The following is a 19,134-nucleotide window of genomic DNA, read 5'->3' on the forward strand; positions in this document are numbered from 1 at the left end:
TTACCCCCTCCGAGCCCCTTGTGACGAGGACTTTCACCGAGCCGCCGTCCGTTCCTGACGTGCGTTGTCCGCTCGAGCCGACGCGCCGTGCGAGACGGTGGTCCGATCTTCTCGTGGGAGGGCCTTGCTCGCCGGAGAAACCTTGAACACGGTGTACTCTGTAGCACCGTTCATGCACATCGATATCGAACGACTCGGCGTCCACGAGTCGGTCGCGACCGTCTTTCCGGCCCGCGTGCTCGTCGACTCGCTCGAGGACCTCCCGCTCGAGGTCGACGCTATCGGCGACGACGAGATCGCGGCCTGCGACGCCGTCGTCACGCTCGAGTACGACGACGCCATGCTCGAGTGTGCGTGGATCCACTCGATCCAGTCGGGCGTCGACCGGTTTCCCTTCGAGACGCTCGAGGCCGAGGATGTGATTCTGACCAACAGCACGGGCATTCACGGCCGATCGGTCGGCGAGACGGTCGCAGGCTACTTGCTCGCGTTCGCCCGCCGGCTCCACGACGCCGTCGCGAATCAGGACGACAGCCGCTGGGAGCCCCCGGCGTGGGACGAGGCGTTCACGATCTCAGGAACGACGGCCTGCGTCGTCGGCACCGGGACGCTCGGCACCGGTGTCGCCGACGTGCTGGGATCGCTCGGGGTCCGCGTCACTGGCGTCCGCCGATCGACCGAACCGCTCCCGGCGTTCGACGAGATGTACGCGAACGACGACCTGCTCGAGGCGATTTCCGACGCGGATTTCGTGATCGCCACCGTTCCGCTGACCGACGAGACGCGCCACTGCTTCGACGCCGAGGCGTTCGCCGCGATGCGCGATGACGCGTACTTCGTCAACGTCGCCCGGGGCAGCGTTGTCGACGAACCGGCGCTGGTCGAGGCGCTCGAGGCCGACGATATCGCCGGTGCGGCACTGGACGTCTTCGAAACCGAACCGCTCCCCGAGGAATCGCCGCTCTGGGAGTTCGACGAGGTCATCGTCTCGCCCCACTGCGCGGGATTCACGCGAGACTACGGCTCCAACGTCGGCGAAATCGTCACCGAGAACGTGGCTCGGCTCGAGCGTGACGACGACCTGCAAAACAGGGTCGTCTGAACTCGTCGCTGCGACGCGTGCGGATCACGATTCGCGGTGGCCGGGCGCACGGCTCGAGTACTACGAGAGGCGTGCAACTCGGGGAAGGGCAGGCACACACCCCCATCACCGCGAGCGAGGCCGCAGGCCGAGCGAGCGGGCCGACGACTGACTCGGAGTGAGCAACGCGAACAGAGAGGAAGGAGGAGTGCTTTTCATCAAAGTTTTGCCGAGGGCACGGCGCAGCCGTGCCCGCAGAGCAAAAGTTTGGTTCTAGAAAAATTTGAACAGATCGTCGCGCTCCTGTTCGTGGAGGTGGGTGCGGACGGCCTCGTACAGCGGCTCGAGTTGGCCGCGCTTGGCGCTGATCGGCGCGATGGTCTCTTGCCACTGCTTCCAGGGCGGATAGAGGCCGAGGCGTTCGGCGAGGTCGTCGAGTCGCTCGTCGCGGTCGTCGACCTTGTCCATCTTGTTGACGGCGACGACGGTCGGCACTCCCAGATCCTGCAGGAAGTGGAACATCTCGACGTCGTAGGGGATCGAATCTGGCCCGGTGTGGCGGTCGATGATGTCGACGACGCTCTTGCCGTCGACGACCAGCACCGCGACGAGGATCTTGTCGGCGTACTCCTCGAGGTAGCGAACGATGTCGGTCTTGATCTGCTCGCGGTGGTCTTCCTCGACGCCGCTCATGAACCCGAATCCGGGGAGATCCGTGAGGACGAAATTCTCTGCCGACCAGTCGTAGTGGTTCGGCGACCGGGTGACGCCCGGCTTGCCGCCGGTGTCGAACGAGTGGCCGGTCAGTTCCCGCATGAGCGTGGACTTGCCGACGTTAGAGCGCCCGACGAGTGCGACCTCGGCCTCGCAGTTCGGGCGGGTTTCGAACATACCTGACGTAGGACGATGCCGGGTAATAAGCGCCGCGACGGCGCGCCGACTCCTCGCCTCTCGGGTTCGGTCGGTCTCCGCCCACGATTCCACCCCCGCCGTCGGCACTGGAGTTATCATACCGCGGTGTGAGATACCGGGTGTGCGGCTCGTACAGCTGACGATACCGACGGGGAAACGACAGACCCTCCTCGAGACGCTCGACGAGAAGGGCGTTGACTACGTCGTCACCGAGGAGACGAGTGACCGCGATTACACGGCGGTCGCGTACTTCCCGCTCCCCGCGGCGGCGGTCGAACCGGTCCTCGATTCGCTACAGGAACAGGGGGTCGACGAGGACGCCTACACGGTCGTCGTCGACGCCGAGACCGTCATCTCACGCCGGTTCGAGGCCCTCCGTGAGGAGTACGAGAACGGAGACGTGGAATCGGAGCGGATCTCGAGACAAGAGCTGCAAGCCGAAGCGGAGTCGTTGACCCCCTCGTTCGAGGTCTACGTGACGATGACGGTCGTGAGCGCCATCGTCGCGACGGCCGGGCTGTTGCTCGATTCGGCGGCGGTGGTCGTCGGCTCGATGGTTATCGCCCCGTTGATCGGGCCGGCGTTGGGTGCCAGCGTCGGCTCCGTCATCGACGACGAGGAGCTGTTTCTCAGCAGTCTCAAGTACCAACTGATGGGCGTCGTGCTGGCAATCGCCGCGGCGGCGATATTCGCGTGGACCGTTCGAGTGACGTACGTCGTTCCCCCGGGGCTCGACATCTCGAGCGTCGACGAGATCGCAGAACGGCTCGCGCCGGACCTGCTCTCGCTCGTGATCGCACTCGGCGCCGGCGTCGCCGGGATCGTCTCCATCTCGACCGGGATCTCGGTCGCGCTCGTCGGCGTGATGATCGCGGCGGCGCTTATTCCGCCCGCCGCCACGGTCGGCATCGCGCTCGCGTGGGGCCAGCCCTCGGCGGCGATCGGCTCGACAGTGCTCGTGCTCGTCAACGTTCTGTCGGTGAACCTCGCGGGGCTGCTTACGCTCTGGTACGCGGGCTATCGCCCGGAGAACCTGTTCGAGCTTCGCCCGACACAGAGGCGGGTCCGCCGTCGAGCGGTCGGGCTGATCGTCATCGTTCTCCTCTTCGGGGTGTTTCTGGGCGGGATCACCTACAGCTCCTACTCGGCGGCGACCTTCGAGGAAAACACCCGCGAGGACGTTCAGGACCTCCTCGAGCAGCCCGAGTACGACGGCTACCAGCTGCTCGAACTCGAGGTCGTGATGGACGAGAATTATCCGTTCGTGCGCCCCGAACGAGTGATTGCGACGGTCGGTGGTCCTCCCGGCGAGACGGATCCGGACTTGGCCGACGAACTCGACGATCGGGTGAATCGTCATGGAGACGGCTCGATCGACGTCGAAGTCCGGTTCGTGGAAGTCGCCCAGCGGTGACTGCCTCCGCAGCCTGATTTTCGGATCGACTGTCGATCCCGATCCGTCGGTTTCGACCGCTCTCGGCGCACACAGGGTTGTGCCTTTTTGCCCTCCGTGTTGGCCTCCTACCCGTGCGTCTCGTTCACGTCACCGTTCCAGATGCGCGCCAGGATGCAGTCCGGGCGGCGCTCGAGGACGGGCAGTTCACGTTCACTGTCATTCCGACCGCCGATGACGGCGTCATGTTCGAAATCCCGGTCCCGAGCAACGCGGTCGGTGACGTTCTCGACGAACTCGAGGCGGCCGAGGTCGATATCGAACGGTACACCGTCGTCGCCAGCGCCGAGGCGGCGATGACGACGACCTCGGAGACGCTCGAGCGTGAGTACGCGGGACAGTACAAGCCGATGACGGCGATCGAGCTTCGGACGAAAGCTCGCGACCTGAGCAGGGATACCGCCTCCTACGCGGCGTTGATGGTGTTGAGTGCGCTTATCGCAACCGCAGGATTACTAATCGGTTCGCCCGCGATCGTCGTCGGCTCGATGGTGATCGCGCCGATCATCGGGCCGGCGTTGACCGCCAGCGTCGGGACCGTGACCGGCGACGGAAGGATGATCGCCGATAGTCTCTGGATGCAACTCTACGGGCTCGTGTTGGCGATCGCTGCCGCAACGGCGCTCGCAGCGGTGTTTCGCTTCGCTGGCTTCGTCCCGACTGACCTCGACCTCCCGGCGCTCGAGCTGTTCGGCGTCCGACTCGCGCCGAATATGCTCTCGCTGGTCGTCGCCGTCGCGGCGGGGCTGTCCGCGGGGATCGGGCTGACGACGAAGGGGCCGACCTCGATAATCGGCGTCATGATCGCCGCCGCATTGCTTCCAACGGCCGCGGCGACGGGGATTTCGATCGCCTGGATCGAGCTCGAACTCGCGATCGGAACGGTAATTCTGTTGTGCGTGACCATGGTCGTGATCAATCTCGCGGTACTCGCCGTATTGGTTCTCCTCGGTTACGTCTCTCGAGAGCGCGCATCACCGGCGGGAGACCTCGATCGATCCCTCGTCGCGACGGGACTACTCGCACTGGTCGTCGTCGCGCTCACGCTCTCGGTCGGGTTCGCGACCGTCCAACAGGTCGGCGTCGACCGGCAGGTCGCAGCGTCGGTCGAGGAGACGCTCGAGGACCCCGCCTACGGCAATCTCACCGCGGTGTCCGTGCAAACGCAGTACTCAGACATGTCGCCGTACACCGGCCCGCGGAGCGTGACGGTCGTGGTAACCCAAACGGGCGCTGCTGATACCGAGACGTTCGCGACCGATGTCGCCGAAACCATCGAAGAAACCACTGGCGAGGCTATCGACGTTCGCGTCGAACCGATTCAGTACGAATCGGCGTCTACAACCGCCCAGTAACAGTCGGAACCGCCGTTAGCCGTCGAAGGGGAGTTCGGGTTCGTAGTCTATTGCCTCTATCGCTGCCTCGAGCACTCGCTCGACGTTCTCGCCGGTTTCGACGCTCATGTAGTAGTCCGCCTCGACGTCTCTCGATCGGTCCGCTTTGTTGCCGATCGTGAGGACGGGCGCGTCTTCGAACTGGGCCTCGATGGCGTCGCGCAACTCGAGTTGGGACTCGAGGGGGTAGCCACACTCGCCGCTGGGGTCGAGCAAGACGAGGACGCAGTCGCCGAGGTGCTCTAGGGCGCTGACGGCCTGCGATTCGATCTCGTTTCGCTCCTGTGGGGGTCGGTCGAGCAGTCCCGGCGTGTCGACGATCTGGTAGCGGATGTGGTCCCGCTCGAAGTGTCCGAGTCCGATCCCGGTCGTCGTGAAGGGATACGAGTCCGTCTCGCCGCGGGCGTTGGTCACGTCGTTGACGAACGAGGATTTGCCGACGTTCGGGTAGCCGGCGACGACAATGGTGGGTTCGTCGGCGTTGATCTCGGGCAGGTCACGGAGTTCGTTACGCGCGTCGTTTATCACCCGGAGGTGTTCGTCGACCTGTTCGACGATGTCGGCGAGTCGGGCGAACGCCTGCTGGCGGTGCTTCCGTGCGGTGTCGACGTCGGTCTTGCGGAGCCGCGACTGGTACTCCTCGTGGATCTCACGGGTCTTTCGGCCGGCCCAACTGACCTGCGAGAGGCTCTGGCGAAGGGCGTCGACGCCGGTCGTCGGTTCGTCGCCGTCCGATTCCTTCGAGTGGGTGATGGAAACGTCGAGGATCGCGTCTGCGAGTTCGTAGTAAAACGGGTCGACGTCGTACTCGAAATCCGGCCACGCGGTCACGACGTTCTCTAAGTTGTCCGACATGATGTTCGCCGCCGTCTGGAGCATCGACTGCTGGGCCTCGAGGCCGCTCTTGGCGTTGCCCGAGCGGGCCGCCCGGGAGAACGCCTTGTCGATCAGCTCTTCCGACGTCGGCGTCGTCGGAAGGTCTTCGAAAATCATAGTCACCAGTACAGCCTCGACACTAAAAGGGCGTTCGTTGTCGGTTCGTCCGCGAGGCCGCGTCTCTGTCCCATCGCTCGCCTGTGACTCGAGGCCGAACCCGCCCGTGGGCTTATTCTACTGGGCGTCGTACTCTCTCTATGACTAACTGGCGCGCCGTTTTCATCGGCTTTCTGGTCGCGATCGTCGTCTCGACTCTCGGGCTCGTACTCCCCGGGATCGGACAGCTCGCAGGCGGTCTCGCCGGCGGATTCGCCGCCGGGTTCATCGCCGGCGGCGGCCTGCTTCGGGGCTTCTGGCATGGCCTCCTCGCGGGCTCACTCGGAGGAATTATCGGCGCGTTCATCCTCGGCGTGGTCGTCGGTCTCACCGGTCTCACGCTGGGTCCGATCGGCGGCCTGCTCGGCGTCGGCATCTTCGTGTTCGTGGCGGGGCTCGCCCTGATCATGGCGATAGAGAGCGCGCTCGCCGGGGCGGTCGGCAGCCTGCTCGCAAACTGACTTCGACCGATCGATTCGATTCGTCGCCGTCGCTCGGAATCGCACTGATCGGTACGAAAAAACGGCCGCATGCATCCGACCGGCTCGTGTTCCGACGACCTGTCACGTGTCGAATTAGGCCGACGCCATCTCCCGACAGCTCTCGGCGCACTCGGGCAGGATCTCTGCGCAGGCCTGACAGTGGTCGTGGTCGTGCTGTTCGCATTCCTCTGCACACTCCTCGCAGGCGTCCGCACAGATCGACGCCAGCTCGCCGTGATAGCCCGAGTCTCGAGCCATGAACCGCGCGTGTAACGTCGCCAGGTCGGCCACGTCGCGGCAGAGTCGGATACAGCGGGCCATCTCCTCGCCCTCGTCCGCGCAGGCGTCCGCACACCACTCACAGACCTGCGCGGCTTCGAGACAGTTGTCGATACACTCTCGCATCTGCTCGTCTGCGTGCTCGAGTTGTTGGAGTGCCATCGCGTAGACGAACGCCAGCGTCGGGTATCAAACTGGCACGGGCGAGTGCAAGCGACGGACGGACCGAGTAGTGTGGCTCCATCTACCCGAACTATCGGATAAATGCCAAAAACACGCCTCGGTTACTGCTCGACTCGCTCCCCCGGTACGTGGTCCCTGTGAACGAGACCGCGTTTTGCAGCGTTTTCGGCCGCCGATTCACACCGAGAGACCACCGTCCGGACGCGCTCGATCCGCTCCGCGCAGTCGAACTCATCGGTTTCGTGTTCGGCTCTCGCGCGGCAGTATCGCACGTACAACGCGACTCGCCAGTCCGACTCGAGCGGCCACCAGACGGCCGACGGATCGCCATCTAGCTGCCCCTCCCAGGTCTCGACGAGTTCGTGGGCGAACGCCGCGAGATCGGCTTCCGTTTGCTGGAGTTCCAATCCACAATCTAGCTCTCGAGAGAGAAACGTCGACTGTTCGACCACTGCCGTAGTCGCAGTCTCTCGTTCGATCAGCTCTCGGAACGCCGTTAGCTCGTCCTGAGAAACCGCGACGGCGCACGCGACGCAGTAGGTATCCGCAGGAAAATGCTCATATTCCGGGACGGAGGGCCGTATCGCCTCGGCCTGGCTCCGGTCGTCTTCAAACGAACCCATAGCACCTCCTCTGAGCCGTCTGGGATGAGTTTTGTGGTGATTTCTACGCGTAAAGTTTAACGAAGGTTTCAGTTTATCTGATCGACCGGTGCCTGTGCCCTCGAGTCGTCGGTCCATCGGCGAAGCGTCGGAAACGACTGTTCGAGCCTACCGGCGCGCTTCGAGTTCGTCCTCGAGCTCTGTGAGGTCCATATCTTTCATCGAGAGCAAAACGAGTAGATGATAGACGATATCGGCGGCCTCGTAGGCGATCTCCTCGCGGTCGTCGTCTTTGGCGGCCAACACCAGTTCGGTCGATTCCTCGCCGAGTTTCTCCAGCACGGCGTTTTCCCCCTTTTCGTGGGTGAACAGCGACGCGGTGTAGGAGTCGTCGGGTAGCGTTTCCTTGCGGTCTTCGATGACGGCGAACAGCTCCGCGAGTGTCTCGTCCATTTATAATTCACCGGGAACGTCACGGATGTCTTCGAGTTCGGCGAACTTCTCGCTGTCGTCTCGCCCGTCCTCGAAGACCGCCTCCGTCACCTCGATCGGGACGTTGGTTCGGGCCGCGAGCGCGAGCGAATCGCTCGGTCTGGCGTCGATCACGGTTTCGCCGCGAGGCGTGTCGACGTGAATGTCCGCGATGTAGGTGCCGCCCTGTCCGTCGGCGCGCTCTTCGATCTCGTTGACGACGACGCGATCGACTCGCCCGCCGAGTTCCTCCATCACGTCGAGCAGGAGGTCGTGGGTCAGCGGCCGTCCGATGTCCTCGGCCTCGAGCCCTCGAGCGATGCTCGTCGCCTCGTTGAAGCCGATGAAGATCGGCACGATGTCCTCCTCGCCGTCGACGGCGAGGATCAAGACCGGGACCGGGCCCTGCTGGGTGCCCGCGACGCGGACGGCGTCGATGGACGCGTTCATATCACGATACACGAAGGCGAACGGCAAAAGTCTGTACGCCTGCAACCGTCGTCTCTTGCGGAGCCGCGGGCGGGTCGTCCGCTGTTTTACTCGAGTCCTGGCACCGACGCGCCGTCGGTCTCGAAGAACGCCAGTTCGTGAATCCGTTCGTCGGTCGTCAACTCGGGATGAAACGACGTTCCGACGACGGGGCCGTCCCGTACCGCGACCGGGTTCCCGTCCCACGATGCGAGGACCGCCGCGTCGCCCACGTCGTCGATGACCGGCGCGCGGATGAACACGGCGGGAAACGGCTCCTCGTCCGCGAGCCCCGCCACCTCGAGGGGCGCTTCGAAGCTGTCTTTCTGTCGACCGAACGCGTTTCGCTCGACGGTCACGTCGATCAGATCGAGCGTCTCGACGCGGTCGTCGCCCGCGTCGCTCGAGGCGACGATGAGCCCGGCACAGGTCGCGAACAGCGGCTTCCCGGCGGCGACGTGGTCGCGAATCTCTCCGGCGATTCCCTCCGAGTGGACGAGCCTCGAGATGGTCGTCGACTCCCCGCCGGGCATCGCGAGCAGGTCACAGTCGGGGACGATACCCGATTCGCGGACCTCGCGGACCTCGACGGATTCGCCGCGGGCCGCACTCGCCCGCTCGATCGCGGCTGCGTGTTCGGAGACGTCGCCCTGCACGGCGACGACGCCCGCTACCAGTGACATAGCCGGAATAGTGCGAGCAACGTGAAAAAACTCGCGTCACGGACGCACCGGACGCCCGAAGAGAATATAATCAGCCACAGTTCGTGACGAGTAAATATCGAAGTATCTATATTGTTTTAGGCGAGCCTAACTTTCATGGTTCGAGCGACTAACGGAGATAAAACCCTGACGCGGCGTGACTGTGTGAAGTATAGTGGGTCGGTGATTGGCGGTGGAATCCTCGCGGGTTGTGTCGGCGATACTTCTCAGGAATCGACACCGTCGGACGAGTCCTACTCGGTAACGATGTCACCGATGGGGACAGTCTCGTTCGATAGCGTCCCGCAGAACGCACTAGCGAGTTCGACGTCCAACATCGATATCGTCGCGGCTCTCGGACACGGTTCTGCGGTACAATCGACGTCGAGTCCGTCGACTTCCACTCCATCATTGGAATTTTATTACTCTACGCTGGATGTCTCAACCGATTGGATCGATTTCAAGGAGGCGGGCAATTTCAGTAAGGAAACGCTTTACGAACTCGACAGCGACGTTCACTTCCTCGATCCAGCGTACGTCAACTCACTCGACGACTGGAGCAAATCTGATATCGACGAGGTCGAAGAGACCGTCGGCCCTTTTTTCGGCAACATGTATAGCCGAAAGCACCGACAGCCGCCCGAATCTTGGCGCGATTCCTATCGGTACTACACCCTCTGGGAGCTTACTGAAAAATTCGCCGAGGTATTCGAAGAGCAGGACCGATTTGCGCAATTAAACACCGTCAGAGAAACGCTTCTGTCTGACATACGATCGAAACTCCCCGCATCGAGTGACCGGCCTACTGTCGGGATGGTGTACCCGAGACTTTCGGAGGACGCTTTTTATATCCACAAACTCAACCAACCGGGGTACTTCTTCGCACACACTCGCCCGCTGGAAGCAGTCGATGTCTTCGAGGATATCACGGCAGACGAATTCGGTGGTCAACTCGTGGATTATGAGGTGCTGCTCCAGGCCGACCCGGACGTACTCATCATGAATTACGGAATCTCGTCGTACTACGACGTCGCTTCTATCAAGCAGTCCCTTCGCGAGCACAGTGTCGGGTCGGAACTAACCGCCGTTCAGAACGACCGTCTCTACGCTTCTGGCAATCCACGCCAGGGTCCGCTTATGAACCTCTTCCAGCTGGAGATGACTGCTAAACAACTGTATCCGGCAGAGTTTGGTGAATGGCCGGGCTACGTCGATGGTGAGCCGTATCCAGATCTCCCCACGGACGAACACCTGTTCGACCGCCAGCGGGTTGCAGACATCATCAACGGGGATTTCTAACTCGGCGATCAAAAGAGAAACTACAACGGATCGAATATCTTCGCGAGACGTAGCGATTCGTTACGAAACGAACGTCAGCAACTGGACGAGCACGCCGAGCATGACGCCGGTCGCGATGACGGTCTTGGGATCGATGCGAATCGCGTTCGAGTCTTCGGAGTCGAAGTACCGGATGAGGCCGGCACTGGACATCAGCCCGCCAGTGTTCTGTCCTTTATCCATACCCCCTCTTTCGCTCGCCGGGCACTAAATCTTTCGACCGTCCGCACGACCCGCGACCTATCGGCGTCGTCGGTCACGGCAAACACGCAGCAGTGGGAAACCCTTATGCGCGCAGCGCGGGAAACTCCACTGAACGGTATGACTGTCACACTTAAAGACTTCCACGCAGATTGGTGTGGCCCCTGCAAGACCCAGGATCCGATCCTCGAGGATCTCGAGGAAGACTGGGAGGGCCGATTCGAAGTCGAGAAAGTAAACGTCGACGAACAGCAAGACGTCGCAAACGAGTATCAGGTGCGTTCGCTCCCGACGCTCGTCATCGAGAACGACGACGAGATCGTCGAGCGCTTTGTCGGTGTTACGCAGCGAGAAGACATCGAAGACGCCCTCGAATCCGCCGGGGCCTGATCGAGAGGGCGCCGTCGATTCGCTTTTTCTGCCGCCGAACCGCGACCGGTGACCCGCGGGTCCGTCGCCGATTTCGATCCGCCGTGACGCCGGTTACTGGAACTTGACGCCGACGTCGTGTAACTCCTCGTTGTGTTTCGCGATGTTGATCACCAGCGGCGTGATGCTCTCGACTTCGGCCGCGTTCGTAAGTGGGCCGGCGTCGAGGACACGAAGCCCGTCGATTTCGCTCGCCAGCGACGTGACTGTGTCCTTCGCAGATCCTCCGCCGACGACGAGCGTATCGAGGTCGAGGTCGTGCTCGAGGTTCGAGAGTTCGCCCGCCGCGAGGTTGTGAAACGCGCCGACGACCGGAACCTCGTCAGGTGCGCGGCCCGCCACGAGTTCGGTGACGCTGCCGGCCGACGGCGGGTGGTAGTGCATCCCGTCCTCGTCGCCTTTCATCCCGACGGCGGGGGTGACGAGAATCGTGTCCGCGTCGAGTTTTTCCGCGACGGCGTCGACGGTGTCGCCGGCGTAGTAGGGCGGTACCGAGAGGACGACGAGGTCCGCCCGATCGGTCGCCATCTCGTTCGTAAAGCCCTTGATCGACGCTTCGACGCCGCGTTCTGCGAGCCGCTCTTCGTACTCTTCGACCGCGTCTCGAGCTTTTTCGGGGTCTCGAGAGCCGATCAGGATCTCGTGGTCGGTATCGTGTGCAAACCGGAGCGCGAGCCCTTCTCCGATGTCGCCGGTTCCGCCGAGTAGTGCGATGCGCATGTCTCCCCATCAGTGTGGCGTCCGAATAAAGGGTGGGAGGATGGCCGAACTCGCCGGAACCGCGGTCGTCGGTCGATCATCTTCCCCGGAATCGCGGTTGTCTGTCGATCGTTCGCCACCGGAACCGCGATTGGTAGTCGGTGGCCCGCCGCCGGAACCGCGGCTGGCAGTCGGTCGCTGATTGTCGTTCCGGCGGACGGCCTTCGCTCGCACCACATATTTGTCACTGCGGGTGTCAGTTCCGCCATGGAGGTTTCTGTATCGGCACGAACCCGGCGCGCGATCCTGTTCGCCTGTCTGGCGTTCCTCGTCATCTCGAGCGCGGCCGATCTCCTCGCACACGGCTCGAGCGCGTGGCTCTGGGCCGCGGGGTACGCCCTCGGCTCGTTCCTCCTCGTCGGCCCGGTCGTCTGGGTCGCTCGCGATCGCATTCCGGCCTCTCGTCGCGAGAATCTTCTGTACCCGGTTCTCGGGGCGGTCTTTCTTTGTTTCTTCCTCACTCTCGGCGTCGACCTCGCACTGGGCGGCGTGTTGTTCTTCTTCGACGCATGGATCGCCGGCAGCATCGCCGGCTTCGCGCTCGCGTACCTCCTCGAGCGGACCGTCGTCCCCGAGCGGCTCCGGGCTCCCGAACACAGGCGAACGTAGCGCTTCGAAACGGGCGATCGCAGGCGCTTCGACCGCGGACGACAGCGGAGAGTCACGGCGCGTTATCTTCGTCCGGATCCATCGCCGCGCCGAAGTCGCCGCCGTCGTAGGCGTCCCGATTCCGCAACTCGCGCATCCGCTGCTCGAGTCGGTTCTCGAGCGTCCGCCGGTGGTCCTGATCCACGCCGGGGTCATCCGCGAGCTCCGCGAGATCTCGGCGGGCGCGCTCGAGCAGTTCGACGGCCGCGCCGGTCTCGAGGTCCGCGGCTCGCTCGAGGTCTGACTCGATGTCGGGAAGGCTCCGATCCGTCATGGACGGTGTCTCGACGGGGAGTGGTTTCAAGGTTTGCGCGCATGTTCCCCGCTCGGTGCACAGATACCGGGCTCCGGGGAACAAATACAACAGGACCGCCCGCGTTCGTTCGCCCAATGGCCGACCCCGCCGTCATCGCGCATCGCGGATTCGCCGGCGTCGCCCCCGAGAACACCGTCGCCGCGGCGCGCACCGCCGTCGAGCGTACCGACGCGTCGATGCTCGAGATCGACGTTCAGCCGGCGGCCTGCGGAACTCCCGTCGTCGTCCACGACGAGCGACTCGAGGGGGCCCGCGACGGGCAGCCGCTGACGGACGCCGAGGGCCTCGTCTGGGAGACGCCTCTCGCTGAAATCCGGGACGCGAAGGTGCTCGGTACCGACGAGACGGTGCCGGCGCTCGCGGAGTTTCTCGAGGCGATTCCGCCGTCGATGGCGATCAACGTCGAGTTGAAAAATCCCGGCACCGCGGCGATTCGGTTCGGCGAATCGCTCTCCGAAGACGACCGCGGAGAACGGAAAGCGGTCTGGGAGCCGTTCGTCGAACGGGTCGTCGCCGACTGCGACGCCTTCGCCGGCGAGATCCTCTTTTCGTCGTTCTGCGAGGGCGCGCTCGCGGCCGTCCGCGATGTCGCGCCGGCCTACGCTGCCGCCCCGTTGATTTGGGACGACCTCGAGGCGGGCCTCGAAATCGCCCGCCGGTACGACTGCGAGGCGATCCACCCGCCGCGAAACGCCATCGCGGGAACGGGACTTGCGGGGACCGAGTACGCCGGATTCTCGAGGGACGACGAGCCGGCTTTCGACCTGCTCGAGACCGCCCACGACGAGGGACGGGCGGTGAACGTCTGGACCGCCGAGACGTGGACCCAGTTCGACCAGCTCGCCGAGGCGGGCGTCGACGGGATCATCGCCGACTATCCCGGACTGGGAACGGTCTCGAGCAGTAACCCACAGTGAGATTCGCGCGCCAGAACTCCCCTGCCGGCGACACGCACCGCGCGGATCGATTCCCGATCACAGAGGATCGTCCGTTTATCGATCGCGATCGGACGCCGGCCCGGCGTCGCGGGTCGGCAGGTCGTCCGTCGCCGGGCCCTCGAGAAGCGTCCCGTCGGGGTCGAACCGCGAGCCGTGACACGGGCAGTCCCAGCTACATTCGGCGTCGTTCCAGTCGACGACGCAGTAGGTGTGAGGACATATCGCGGAAACGGCGTGGAGGTCGCCGTTGGCGTCGCGTGCGACCGCGGTCGGCTTCGGCCCGTCGCGGACGACCCGCCCCTCGCCGCGCGCGATCGACTCGAGGTCGGGCGCGAACAGCGTTCGGAGCCAGTCGGTCGCGAACTGGCTCGCGGCGTCCGCGTTCTCCGTGATCGCGTCGGCCGCCGAGGGTTTGGGCGTGAACCGGAGCGGATCGAACAGGTCGGCCTCCGGCGGGTGTTCGCCGTCGATGAGTCGGGCGAGCAGCCGACCGGCGGCGACGCCGTTCGTCATTCCCCAGCCACGAAAGCCGGTCGCGACGAAGACGTTCTCGGCGGCGACGCCGGCGCGGCCCACGAACGGCACTCGATCTGCGGTCACGTAGTCCTGGGTCGACCACCGGTAGTCGATCGATTCGACGGGAAACCGCTCGCGCGCCCAGCGCTCGAGCCTGCGATACCGGTCGGCGGTCGGCCCGCCCTGTCCCGTCTTGTGATTTTCGCCGCCGACCAGCACGAGCGCCCCCTCGCGGTCGTGGTGGGTCCGCACCGAGCGGTACGGCTCTCCGGGCCGATAGTACATCGCCGACGGCGGCTCGCCCCGAATCCGCAGCCCCAACACGTAGGACCGCTTCGGGTGCATCCTGGTGAAGTAGCCCGCCCGATCGAGGATCGGGTAGCCCGTCGCGAGGACGACCCGCTCAGCCGTGACGGTCTGGCCCCGCTCCGTTCGGAGCCGACAGGGGTTCCCCGGCGTCACGTCCGTCACTCGAGTGCGTTCGTAGACGCCTGTTTCGCCGGCCGAACCCGCGCTTTCGGTGTCACCGTTCACGTCCCCGCTCTCGTGGATTTCCTCTGCGAGCGCGAGCAGGTAGCGCCGCGGGTGAAACCACGCCTGGTCGTCGAATCGCAGCGCCGCCGCCGCCCGCTCGAACGGCGGGACCGACCGCACTTCGGTCGCCTCGAGCCCCGCCATCGCGGCCGCGTCGGCCTCCCGTTCGATCGCGTCGGGCTCGTCGCCGTAGAGGTACGACGGCCGGCGCTCGAACCCGCAGTCGATCCCGAGGTCGTCGATCCGGTCCTCGACGATGTCGATCGCTCGTTCGTTCACCGACGCGTAGTGGCGAGCGGCCTCGCGGCCGAACTCCCGACGAAGGTGGTCGTATATCTGTCCGTGCTGGCTCGTCAGCTTCGCTGTCGACTTCCCGGTGACGCCCGCCGCGACCCGGTCGCGCTCGAGGACGACGACCGATTTCCCGCGCTCTCGGAGCTCCAACGCCGTCGAGAGGCCGGCGATTCCGGCGCCCACGACGGCCGCGTCAACCGATCGGTTCGACTCGAGCGGATCGTATTCGGCCTCGAGCGGGCTCGCGAGCCAGGGAGAGACAGGCTCGCCGGGGAGGTCGTCGGCGGGCCGCCTGAAGGGTTCGGGCATCTGACCCGGCGGTACCACGGCGGGCGGCAAAAAACGGGTGGGGCGGTGCGACGCCGAGACGTGGTCGAATCGCCGCCAACTCGGCCTTAGACGACCGAATCTCGGCGTCGGTGCGTCATCGTGCGGCAGAGCGATAGATTCGATCCCCCGATCGAAACTCTCCCGCTCCGGCTGGAGGTTACTCCCCGAGTGCGTCGGGCAACTCGTTTACCGACTCGAGGACGAGCGACGCGCCCGCGGAGTCGTACTTCCGCCGCCCGTCGTCGCCGGTCAACCCGCCGGTGAGGACGCCGATCCCGTGGTAGGTACGACCCGGGTCGGCCTCGCTCGCGTTGACGGCGGTCCGCACGTCGTCGAGCGTGTCGCCGACGAAGACGACGGTCTCGGCCTCGAACTGCGCCGCGAGGGTCGTCAACGCGCGCGGGTGCGGTTTGCCTTCCTCCCAGTCGTCCATCGTGAACCGGTCGCCGGGACCGATCTCGAGGCCGACCCGCTCGAGGGCGATCTCGGCTTCGGCCTCCGGCCGCCCGGTCACGACGCCCACGTCGTAGCCGTCGGTCAGCCGCTCTCGAGTGTCCTCCTCGAGCAATACCGGCTCGTCGTGGATGAATCCGCGCGTCTCGCTCTCGGGCTCGCCGCCCTCGAGTCCGCGGTAGAGTTCGCTCCCCAGATAGAGTTGCTGGAAGACGTCCCGGAGCCGCTCGCGATCCCAGCGGTCTGTCACGCGCTGGGTCGCCGTCGCGCCGATCCCCTCGCGGACGACCGTCGTCGCGGCCTCGAGGCCCCCGCCGCGTTCGGCGATCTCGTCGGTGAACTCGTCGATCGAGCCGCGGTAGCCTTCCTCGGTCGCGAGCACGTACAGCGCCGCGGCGTAGGTGAGTTCCCAGTCGTTGTTGAACCCGCCGGCGTCTTTGAACCGCTGGATGTCCGCCTTCCGAATGGTTCGGTCGTAGACCCGCTCGACGGACTCGATGATCGCGCGCCGGTAGGAGTTTTCGACGTCGACGAGCACGCCGTCGATGTCGAGGACGACCGCGTCGGCATCGATGGCGGCGTTCGCGGCCGCGTCGTCGGCGTTGACGTCGACGGTACCGGCTGCTATCGCACCGTCGCCGTCTTCGTCCGGGCTCTCGTCTGTGGTCATACGTCGAGACACGGGCTCGAGGTGATAAAACGCGCCGAATTCGGCCGGCGGTACACTCGACTACGCTGGCTCCGTTTACTACCGCTGCCTCGCGTCGAACCAGCAGAGAGAAGTCCGTGTCGCGAAAACGTCCTCGCTATGAGCGGGGGACAGGGACGTATCGTCGATGCCGTCGCGCGGGGACTCGAGCGTCTCGGCATCATTTCCGCCGAGCGGTTCCGCCCGACGATGGAACTCGCGTTGCCTCGGATCGGGACCGGCTTCGCGATCATGTCCAAGCAGACGGCAGACCTGGCGATGGTCGGCATCGCCGTCGGCACGACGGGGACCGCCGGGCTCGCGTTCGCGCTTGCCTACTGGGAGGTGGTGACCATGCTCGGGCTGGGCCTCGCCGGCGGAACCGTCACCCTGGTCTCTCAGAATTACGGCGGCGAGCAGACCGGCCGCGCCTCGGTCGTGGTCAAACAGAGCGCGTTGGTCGCCATCGCGTTCGCGTTGCCGGTGATGGCCGTCTTCACCCTCTTTACGGAGCCGTTGATCGGTCTCCTCGGTAACGATCCGGATTCGATCCGTCACGGGAGCACCTATCTGACCTTCGTCACGCCGGCGGTCCTCTTCGAGCTGTTGAACCTCATCGCGAGTCGAACGTACACCGGGATCGGCGACACGTTCACGGAGATGATGGCCCGCGGCGGCGGCGCGGTTCTCAACGTCGTCCTCAGCGCGCTCTTCATCTTCGGGTTCGACATGGGCGTCGCCGGCGCGGCGATCGGCACGACGCTCTCGACGGGGTTCGTCACCGTCGTGCTCGCCTGGGGGATGTTCGGGCGGCGATACGGGGCGCTGGGGATGGAACCGAGTCCCGTTCCGCTCACCCGGACTGGGCCGCTGTTCGACGCGGGTATCGTCCGCCAGTTGATGGAGATATCGTTGCCGGAGATCGGCCGGCGACTCGCACAGGGCGTCGTCGTCTTCCCGCTGCTCTGGATCGCCGCCGCGTTCGGTCCGGTCATCGTCACCGCCTACGAGGTCGGCAGACGCATCCGCGGCCTGATAAACAGCATCAACTGGGGGATGTCCCTGGCCTCGAGTTCGCTGGTCGGCCAGCGTCTCGGTTCGAACGAGGAGGACGAGGCCGAAGCCTACGGCGAGGCGATCGTCCGGCTGTCGACGCTGTTCTACATCGTCGCGGCCGCGTTCGTCCTGATTTTTGCCGATCCGATCGCCAGCGTGTTCGTGAGCAGTCCCGCGGAGGTCGGTCAGGCCGGCACCTTCGTCGCGGTCGGCGCGATCAGCGCGATCGGGTTCGGGATCGACGGCGGTGCCGCTGGCGCGCTGTTGGGGGCGGGTGCGACCCGCTGGCCGTTCGTCGCCTCGCTGATCGGTCGCTACGCCTGCGCGCTCCCCGCCGCGGCGCTGGGACTCGTGACGCCGCTCGGCGTTTCGGCGCTCTATCTCGCGTTCTTACTCGAGACGTTCGTCCCGGGCGGGATCAACTACTGGCTCTTTCGCTCCGGTCGCTGGAAGGCCGTGAGCCGGCGGTATCGTCCCGGTTCGACGACAGACGCGGATTGACGGCCGATTCTACAGACGGAACAGGCCGAGACGGTTCACAGGCCGAGCGAGAGCGTCAACCACGACGCGAGGGCTAACAACCCGATCGCGTAGAGCGTATCGAGGAAAAACCAAGAGAGCAGATTCGCGACGTAAATCGCGATCACGAACGGAATTCCGAAGAGTACGGACGGCGAGCGGCGCCACTCCGATCGTGTCCGGTTCCACAGCGTCCTCGCGTCGCCCGTGCTCGGAAACGCCTGCGAGCCGATGCTGAAGCCGAGCCAGCCCAACGCGACCGTCGTTGCGACGATCTCCTCGCCCGGAAGTGTCATGCCGGGCCCGATACCGCCCGCGAGCGCGCCGCTCGAGCGGACGACGACGGCGAGAGCGACGAACAGACAGAACGCGATCGCGGTGTTGAACGCGAACGGTGCAACGCTGACGACGAACGACTCCCGATAGCGATCGGGTTCGCGGTGGGTGACGTAGCCGGCGGGCGTTCCGAGTCGAAAGTACGCGACGTCGACGACGGGAACCCCCATCGCGTCACAGGCCTTCTTGTGTGCGAACTCGTGGACGACCACGCCGGGGATAGTCAGCAGACTGATGAGAAACCCGATGAGCACGAGCATGTCCCAGAACGTTCGTACCCCGGCCTAAGTGTTCTGGATCGGCCTCTCGTCTTCGACTGCTCAGTCCGCGACGAACAGCGTCCCGCCCGGAATCGTCTTCCGTTCGACCGGCACGGTCGGCTGGTCGCCGCCGAGGGTCGTAAACGCGAACGTCGCGTCGACCGCTCGAGCGACCGTGAGCGTCGGTCGGTGGAGTTCCGGCGGCAGGTTTCGCGCGACCAGCGCGTCGGCCCCCTCGTAGACGCCCATTTCCGGCTCGACGATGTCGTCGCGAACGAACCGCACCGCGTCGGGGACGGATCGGTCGTGAACGTCGGTTGCGGTGACGGAAACCCCGGATTTCGACAGCACGCTCGCCAGATCGGTTCGGCGGCCGATCCCCACCTCGACCACCCGATCCGCGTCCGAGAGGTAATCGCGGATTGCCTCCGTATTCCGACGAGAGTGTGCCATGGCGGGAC

24 protein-coding genes are annotated in these 19,134 nt (G+C 64.8%); 9 read left to right on the forward strand and 15 right to left on the reverse strand.

The window, feature by feature from the left end; genetic code table 11:
- Nucleotides 1-33: 33 nt before the first annotated feature.
- Complete coding sequence (locus BM348_RS21255; RefSeq protein ID WP_175507138.1) at nt 34-174, reverse strand: hypothetical protein; 141 nt, start codon at nt 172-174, stop codon at nt 34-36.
- Here BM348_RS21255 and ddh point away from each other — a divergent pair.
- On the forward strand, nt 173-1,102 hold the full coding sequence (gene ddh, locus BM348_RS08065; RefSeq protein ID WP_092903829.1) for a D-2-hydroxyacid dehydrogenase: 930 nt from the start codon (nt 173-175) through the stop codon (nt 1,100-1,102). The genes BM348_RS21255 and ddh overlap by 2 nt on opposite strands.
- A gap of 252 nt (nt 1,103-1,354) precedes the next feature.
- Here the strand turns inward: ddh and engB are convergent, their stop codons facing one another.
- Nucleotides 1,355-1,972: a GTP-binding protein EngB gene (gene engB, locus BM348_RS08070; RefSeq protein ID WP_092903831.1), complete on the reverse strand. Its 618-nt coding sequence runs from the start codon at nt 1,970-1,972 to the stop codon at nt 1,355-1,357.
- Nucleotides 1,973-2,114: 142 nt separating this feature from the next.
- Here engB and BM348_RS08075 point away from each other — a divergent pair, with 142 nt between their 5' ends.
- Both BM348_RS08075 and BM348_RS08080 read left to right on the forward strand, forming a co-directional pair.
- Nucleotides 2,115-3,407: a TIGR00341 family protein gene (locus BM348_RS08075; RefSeq protein WP_092903833.1), complete on the forward strand. Its 1,293-nt coding sequence runs from the start codon at nt 2,115-2,117 to the stop codon at nt 3,405-3,407.
- A 113-nt stretch (nt 3,408-3,520) separates the two neighbouring features.
- The gene (locus BM348_RS08080; RefSeq protein ID WP_092903835.1) at nt 3,521-4,801 is read left to right on the forward strand and encodes a DUF389 domain-containing protein; all 1,281 of its coding nucleotides are present in this window, start codon (nt 3,521-3,523) and stop codon (nt 4,799-4,801) included.
- 15 nt (nt 4,802-4,816) lie between these two features.
- Here the strand turns inward: BM348_RS08080 and BM348_RS08085 are convergent, their stop codons facing one another.
- Complete coding sequence (locus BM348_RS08085; RefSeq protein ID WP_092903837.1) at nt 4,817-5,833, reverse strand: NOG1 family protein; 1,017 nt, start codon at nt 5,831-5,833, stop codon at nt 4,817-4,819.
- A gap of 140 nt (nt 5,834-5,973) precedes the next feature.
- Between BM348_RS08085 and BM348_RS08090 the strand changes: the two genes are divergently transcribed.
- Nucleotides 5,974-6,333 carry a DUF5518 domain-containing protein gene (locus BM348_RS08090; protein WP_092903839.1) on the forward strand — a complete coding sequence of 120 codons (360 nt, stop codon included), beginning with the start codon at nt 5,974-5,976 and terminating at the stop codon, nt 6,331-6,333.
- 114 nt (nt 6,334-6,447) lie between these two features.
- On the opposite strand, the gene BM348_RS08095 is transcribed toward BM348_RS08090, so the two are convergent.
- From BM348_RS08095 to pdxT, 5 genes are all read right to left on the reverse strand, one after another.
- The gene (locus BM348_RS08095; protein ID WP_092903841.1) at nt 6,448-6,795 is read right to left on the reverse strand and encodes a four-helix bundle copper-binding protein; all 348 of its coding nucleotides are present in this window, start codon (nt 6,793-6,795) and stop codon (nt 6,448-6,450) included.
- Nucleotides 6,796-6,917: 122 nt separating this feature from the next.
- Nucleotides 6,918-7,439: a hypothetical protein gene (locus BM348_RS08100; RefSeq protein WP_092903843.1), complete on the reverse strand. Its 522-nt coding sequence runs from the start codon at nt 7,437-7,439 to the stop codon at nt 6,918-6,920.
- A gap of 147 nt (nt 7,440-7,586) precedes the next feature.
- The gene (gene hisE / locus BM348_RS08105; RefSeq protein ID WP_092903845.1) at nt 7,587-7,871 is read right to left on the reverse strand and encodes a phosphoribosyl-ATP diphosphatase; all 285 of its coding nucleotides are present in this window, start codon (nt 7,869-7,871) and stop codon (nt 7,587-7,589) included.
- Entirely contained in the window at nt 7,872-8,339 is a 468-nt protein-coding gene (locus BM348_RS08110; RefSeq protein ID WP_050050267.1) for a bifunctional nuclease family protein, read from the reverse strand. It lies immediately after the preceding gene.
- An 86-nt stretch (nt 8,340-8,425) separates the two neighbouring features.
- A complete protein-coding gene (gene pdxT, locus BM348_RS08115; protein WP_092903847.1) occupies nt 8,426-9,040 on the reverse strand; it encodes a pyridoxal 5'-phosphate synthase glutaminase subunit PdxT in 615 nt (204 codons plus the stop codon).
- Nucleotides 9,041-9,175: 135 nt separating this feature from the next.
- Here pdxT and BM348_RS08120 point away from each other — a divergent pair, with 135 nt between their 5' ends.
- The gene (locus tag BM348_RS08120) at nt 9,176-10,357 is read left to right on the forward strand and encodes an ABC transporter substrate-binding protein (protein ID WP_092903848.1); all 1,182 of its coding nucleotides are present in this window, start codon (nt 9,176-9,178) and stop codon (nt 10,355-10,357) included.
- A 60-nt stretch (nt 10,358-10,417) separates the two neighbouring features.
- Here BM348_RS08120 and BM348_RS08125 read toward each other — a convergent pair whose 3' ends face one another.
- Nucleotides 10,418-10,579 (reverse strand): preprotein translocase subunit Sec61beta, encoded by a 162-nt coding sequence (locus tag BM348_RS08125; RefSeq protein WP_049953716.1) that lies wholly within the window; start codon nt 10,577-10,579, stop codon nt 10,418-10,420.
- Between the two features lie 138 nt (nt 10,580-10,717).
- Between BM348_RS08125 and BM348_RS08130 the strand changes: the two genes are divergently transcribed.
- Complete coding sequence (locus BM348_RS08130) at nt 10,718-10,987, forward strand: thioredoxin family protein (RefSeq protein WP_049953715.1); 270 nt, start codon at nt 10,718-10,720, stop codon at nt 10,985-10,987.
- Between the two features lie 93 nt (nt 10,988-11,080).
- Here the strand turns inward: BM348_RS08130 and npdG are convergent, their stop codons facing one another.
- Nucleotides 11,081-11,746: an NADPH-dependent F420 reductase gene (gene npdG, locus BM348_RS08135; protein ID WP_092903850.1), complete on the reverse strand. Its 666-nt coding sequence runs from the start codon at nt 11,744-11,746 to the stop codon at nt 11,081-11,083.
- Nucleotides 11,747-11,992: 246 nt separating this feature from the next.
- Here npdG and BM348_RS08140 point away from each other — a divergent pair, with 246 nt between their 5' ends.
- Nucleotides 11,993-12,394: a hypothetical protein gene (locus BM348_RS08140; RefSeq protein WP_092903852.1), complete on the forward strand. Its 402-nt coding sequence runs from the start codon at nt 11,993-11,995 to the stop codon at nt 12,392-12,394.
- A 52-nt stretch (nt 12,395-12,446) separates the two neighbouring features.
- Here BM348_RS08140 and BM348_RS08145 read toward each other — a convergent pair whose 3' ends face one another.
- Nucleotides 12,447-12,707, reverse strand: coding sequence for a hypothetical protein (locus BM348_RS08145; protein ID WP_092903854.1), 261 nt, complete (start codon nt 12,705-12,707; stop codon nt 12,447-12,449).
- A 116-nt stretch (nt 12,708-12,823) separates the two neighbouring features.
- Between BM348_RS08145 and BM348_RS08150 the strand changes: the two genes are divergently transcribed.
- Complete coding sequence (locus BM348_RS08150; RefSeq protein ID WP_092903856.1) at nt 12,824-13,666, forward strand: glycerophosphodiester phosphodiesterase; 843 nt, start codon at nt 12,824-12,826, stop codon at nt 13,664-13,666.
- A gap of 75 nt (nt 13,667-13,741) precedes the next feature.
- Here the strand turns inward: BM348_RS08150 and BM348_RS08155 are convergent, their stop codons facing one another.
- Both BM348_RS08155 and BM348_RS08160 read right to left on the reverse strand, forming a co-directional pair.
- A complete protein-coding gene (locus BM348_RS08155) occupies nt 13,742-15,340 on the reverse strand; it encodes an FAD-dependent oxidoreductase (RefSeq protein ID WP_092903858.1) in 1,599 nt (532 codons plus the stop codon).
- A gap of 178 nt (nt 15,341-15,518) precedes the next feature.
- A complete protein-coding gene (locus BM348_RS08160; RefSeq protein WP_092905474.1) occupies nt 15,519-16,388 on the reverse strand; it encodes a TIGR01548 family HAD-type hydrolase in 870 nt (289 codons plus the stop codon).
- Nucleotides 16,389-16,622: 234 nt separating this feature from the next.
- Here BM348_RS08160 and BM348_RS08165 point away from each other — a divergent pair, with 234 nt between their 5' ends.
- The gene (locus BM348_RS08165) at nt 16,623-18,059 is read left to right on the forward strand and encodes an MATE family efflux transporter (RefSeq protein WP_092903860.1); all 1,437 of its coding nucleotides are present in this window, start codon (nt 16,623-16,625) and stop codon (nt 18,057-18,059) included.
- Between the two features lie 35 nt (nt 18,060-18,094).
- On the opposite strand, the gene BM348_RS08170 is transcribed toward BM348_RS08165, so the two are convergent.
- Complete coding sequence (locus tag BM348_RS08170; RefSeq protein ID WP_092903862.1) at nt 18,095-18,673, reverse strand: metalloprotease family protein; 579 nt, start codon at nt 18,671-18,673, stop codon at nt 18,095-18,097.
- A gap of 60 nt (nt 18,674-18,733) precedes the next feature.
- The gene (locus BM348_RS08175) at nt 18,734-19,126 is read right to left on the reverse strand and encodes a UPF0146 family protein (protein WP_092903864.1); all 393 of its coding nucleotides are present in this window, start codon (nt 19,124-19,126) and stop codon (nt 18,734-18,736) included.
- Nucleotides 19,127-19,134 lie beyond the last annotated feature (8 nt).

It is taken from the genome of Halostagnicola kamekurae (genome assembly GCF_900116205.1).
Lineage (GTDB): Archaea > Halobacteriota > Halobacteria > Halobacteriales > Natrialbaceae > Halostagnicola > Halostagnicola kamekurae.

Excerpts from the sequence above, each read along its gene's own strand:
- pdxT (WP_092903847.1), bottom strand. The coding sequence starts at position 9,040 with ATGTCACTGGTAGCGGGCGTCGTCGCCGTGCAGGGCGACGTCTCCGAA.
- npdG (WP_092903850.1), bottom strand. The coding sequence starts at position 11,746 with ATGCGCATCGCACTACTCGGCGGAACCGGCGACATCGGAGAAGGGCTC.
- BM348_RS08145 (WP_092903854.1), bottom strand. The coding sequence starts at position 12,707 with ATGACGGATCGGAGCCTTCCCGACATCGAGTCAGACCTCGAGCGAGCC.
- engB (WP_092903831.1), bottom strand. The coding sequence starts at position 1,972 with ATGTTCGAAACCCGCCCGAACTGCGAGGCCGAGGTCGCACTCGTCGGG.
- hisE (WP_092903845.1), bottom strand. The coding sequence starts at position 7,871 with ATGGACGAGACACTCGCGGAGCTGTTCGCCGTCATCGAAGACCGCAAG.
- BM348_RS08125 (WP_049953716.1), bottom strand. The coding sequence starts at position 10,579 with ATGGATAAAGGACAGAACACTGGCGGGCTGATGTCCAGTGCCGGCCTC.
- BM348_RS08120 (WP_092903848.1), top strand. The coding sequence starts at position 9,176 with ATGGTTCGAGCGACTAACGGAGATAAAACCCTGACGCGGCGTGACTGT.
- BM348_RS08100 (WP_092903843.1), bottom strand. The coding sequence starts at position 7,439 with ATGGGTTCGTTTGAAGACGACCGGAGCCAGGCCGAGGCGATACGGCCC.
- BM348_RS08095 (WP_092903841.1), bottom strand. The coding sequence starts at position 6,795 with ATGGCACTCCAACAACTCGAGCACGCAGACGAGCAGATGCGAGAGTGT.
- BM348_RS21255 (WP_175507138.1), bottom strand. The coding sequence starts at position 174 with ATGAACGGTGCTACAGAGTACACCGTGTTCAAGGTTTCTCCGGCGAGC.
- BM348_RS08090 (WP_092903839.1), top strand. The coding sequence starts at position 5,974 with ATGACTAACTGGCGCGCCGTTTTCATCGGCTTTCTGGTCGCGATCGTC.
- BM348_RS08085 (WP_092903837.1), bottom strand. The coding sequence starts at position 5,833 with ATGATTTTCGAAGACCTTCCGACGACGCCGACGTCGGAAGAGCTGATC.
- BM348_RS08155 (WP_092903858.1), bottom strand. The coding sequence starts at position 15,340 with ATGCCCGAACCCTTCAGGCGGCCCGCCGACGACCTCCCCGGCGAGCCT.
- BM348_RS08130 (WP_049953715.1), top strand. The coding sequence starts at position 10,718 with ATGACTGTCACACTTAAAGACTTCCACGCAGATTGGTGTGGCCCCTGC.
- BM348_RS08165 (WP_092903860.1), top strand. The coding sequence starts at position 16,623 with ATGAGCGGGGGACAGGGACGTATCGTCGATGCCGTCGCGCGGGGACTC.
- BM348_RS08140 (WP_092903852.1), top strand. The coding sequence starts at position 11,993 with ATGGAGGTTTCTGTATCGGCACGAACCCGGCGCGCGATCCTGTTCGCC.
- ddh (WP_092903829.1), top strand. The coding sequence starts at position 173 with ATGCACATCGATATCGAACGACTCGGCGTCCACGAGTCGGTCGCGACC.
- BM348_RS08175 (WP_092903864.1), bottom strand. The coding sequence starts at position 19,126 with ATGGCACACTCTCGTCGGAATACGGAGGCAATCCGCGATTACCTCTCG.
- BM348_RS08110 (WP_050050267.1), bottom strand. The coding sequence starts at position 8,339 with ATGAACGCGTCCATCGACGCCGTCCGCGTCGCGGGCACCCAGCAGGGC.
- BM348_RS08150 (WP_092903856.1), top strand. The coding sequence starts at position 12,824 with ATGGCCGACCCCGCCGTCATCGCGCATCGCGGATTCGCCGGCGTCGCC.
- BM348_RS08170 (WP_092903862.1), bottom strand. The coding sequence starts at position 18,673 with ATGCTCGTGCTCATCGGGTTTCTCATCAGTCTGCTGACTATCCCCGGC.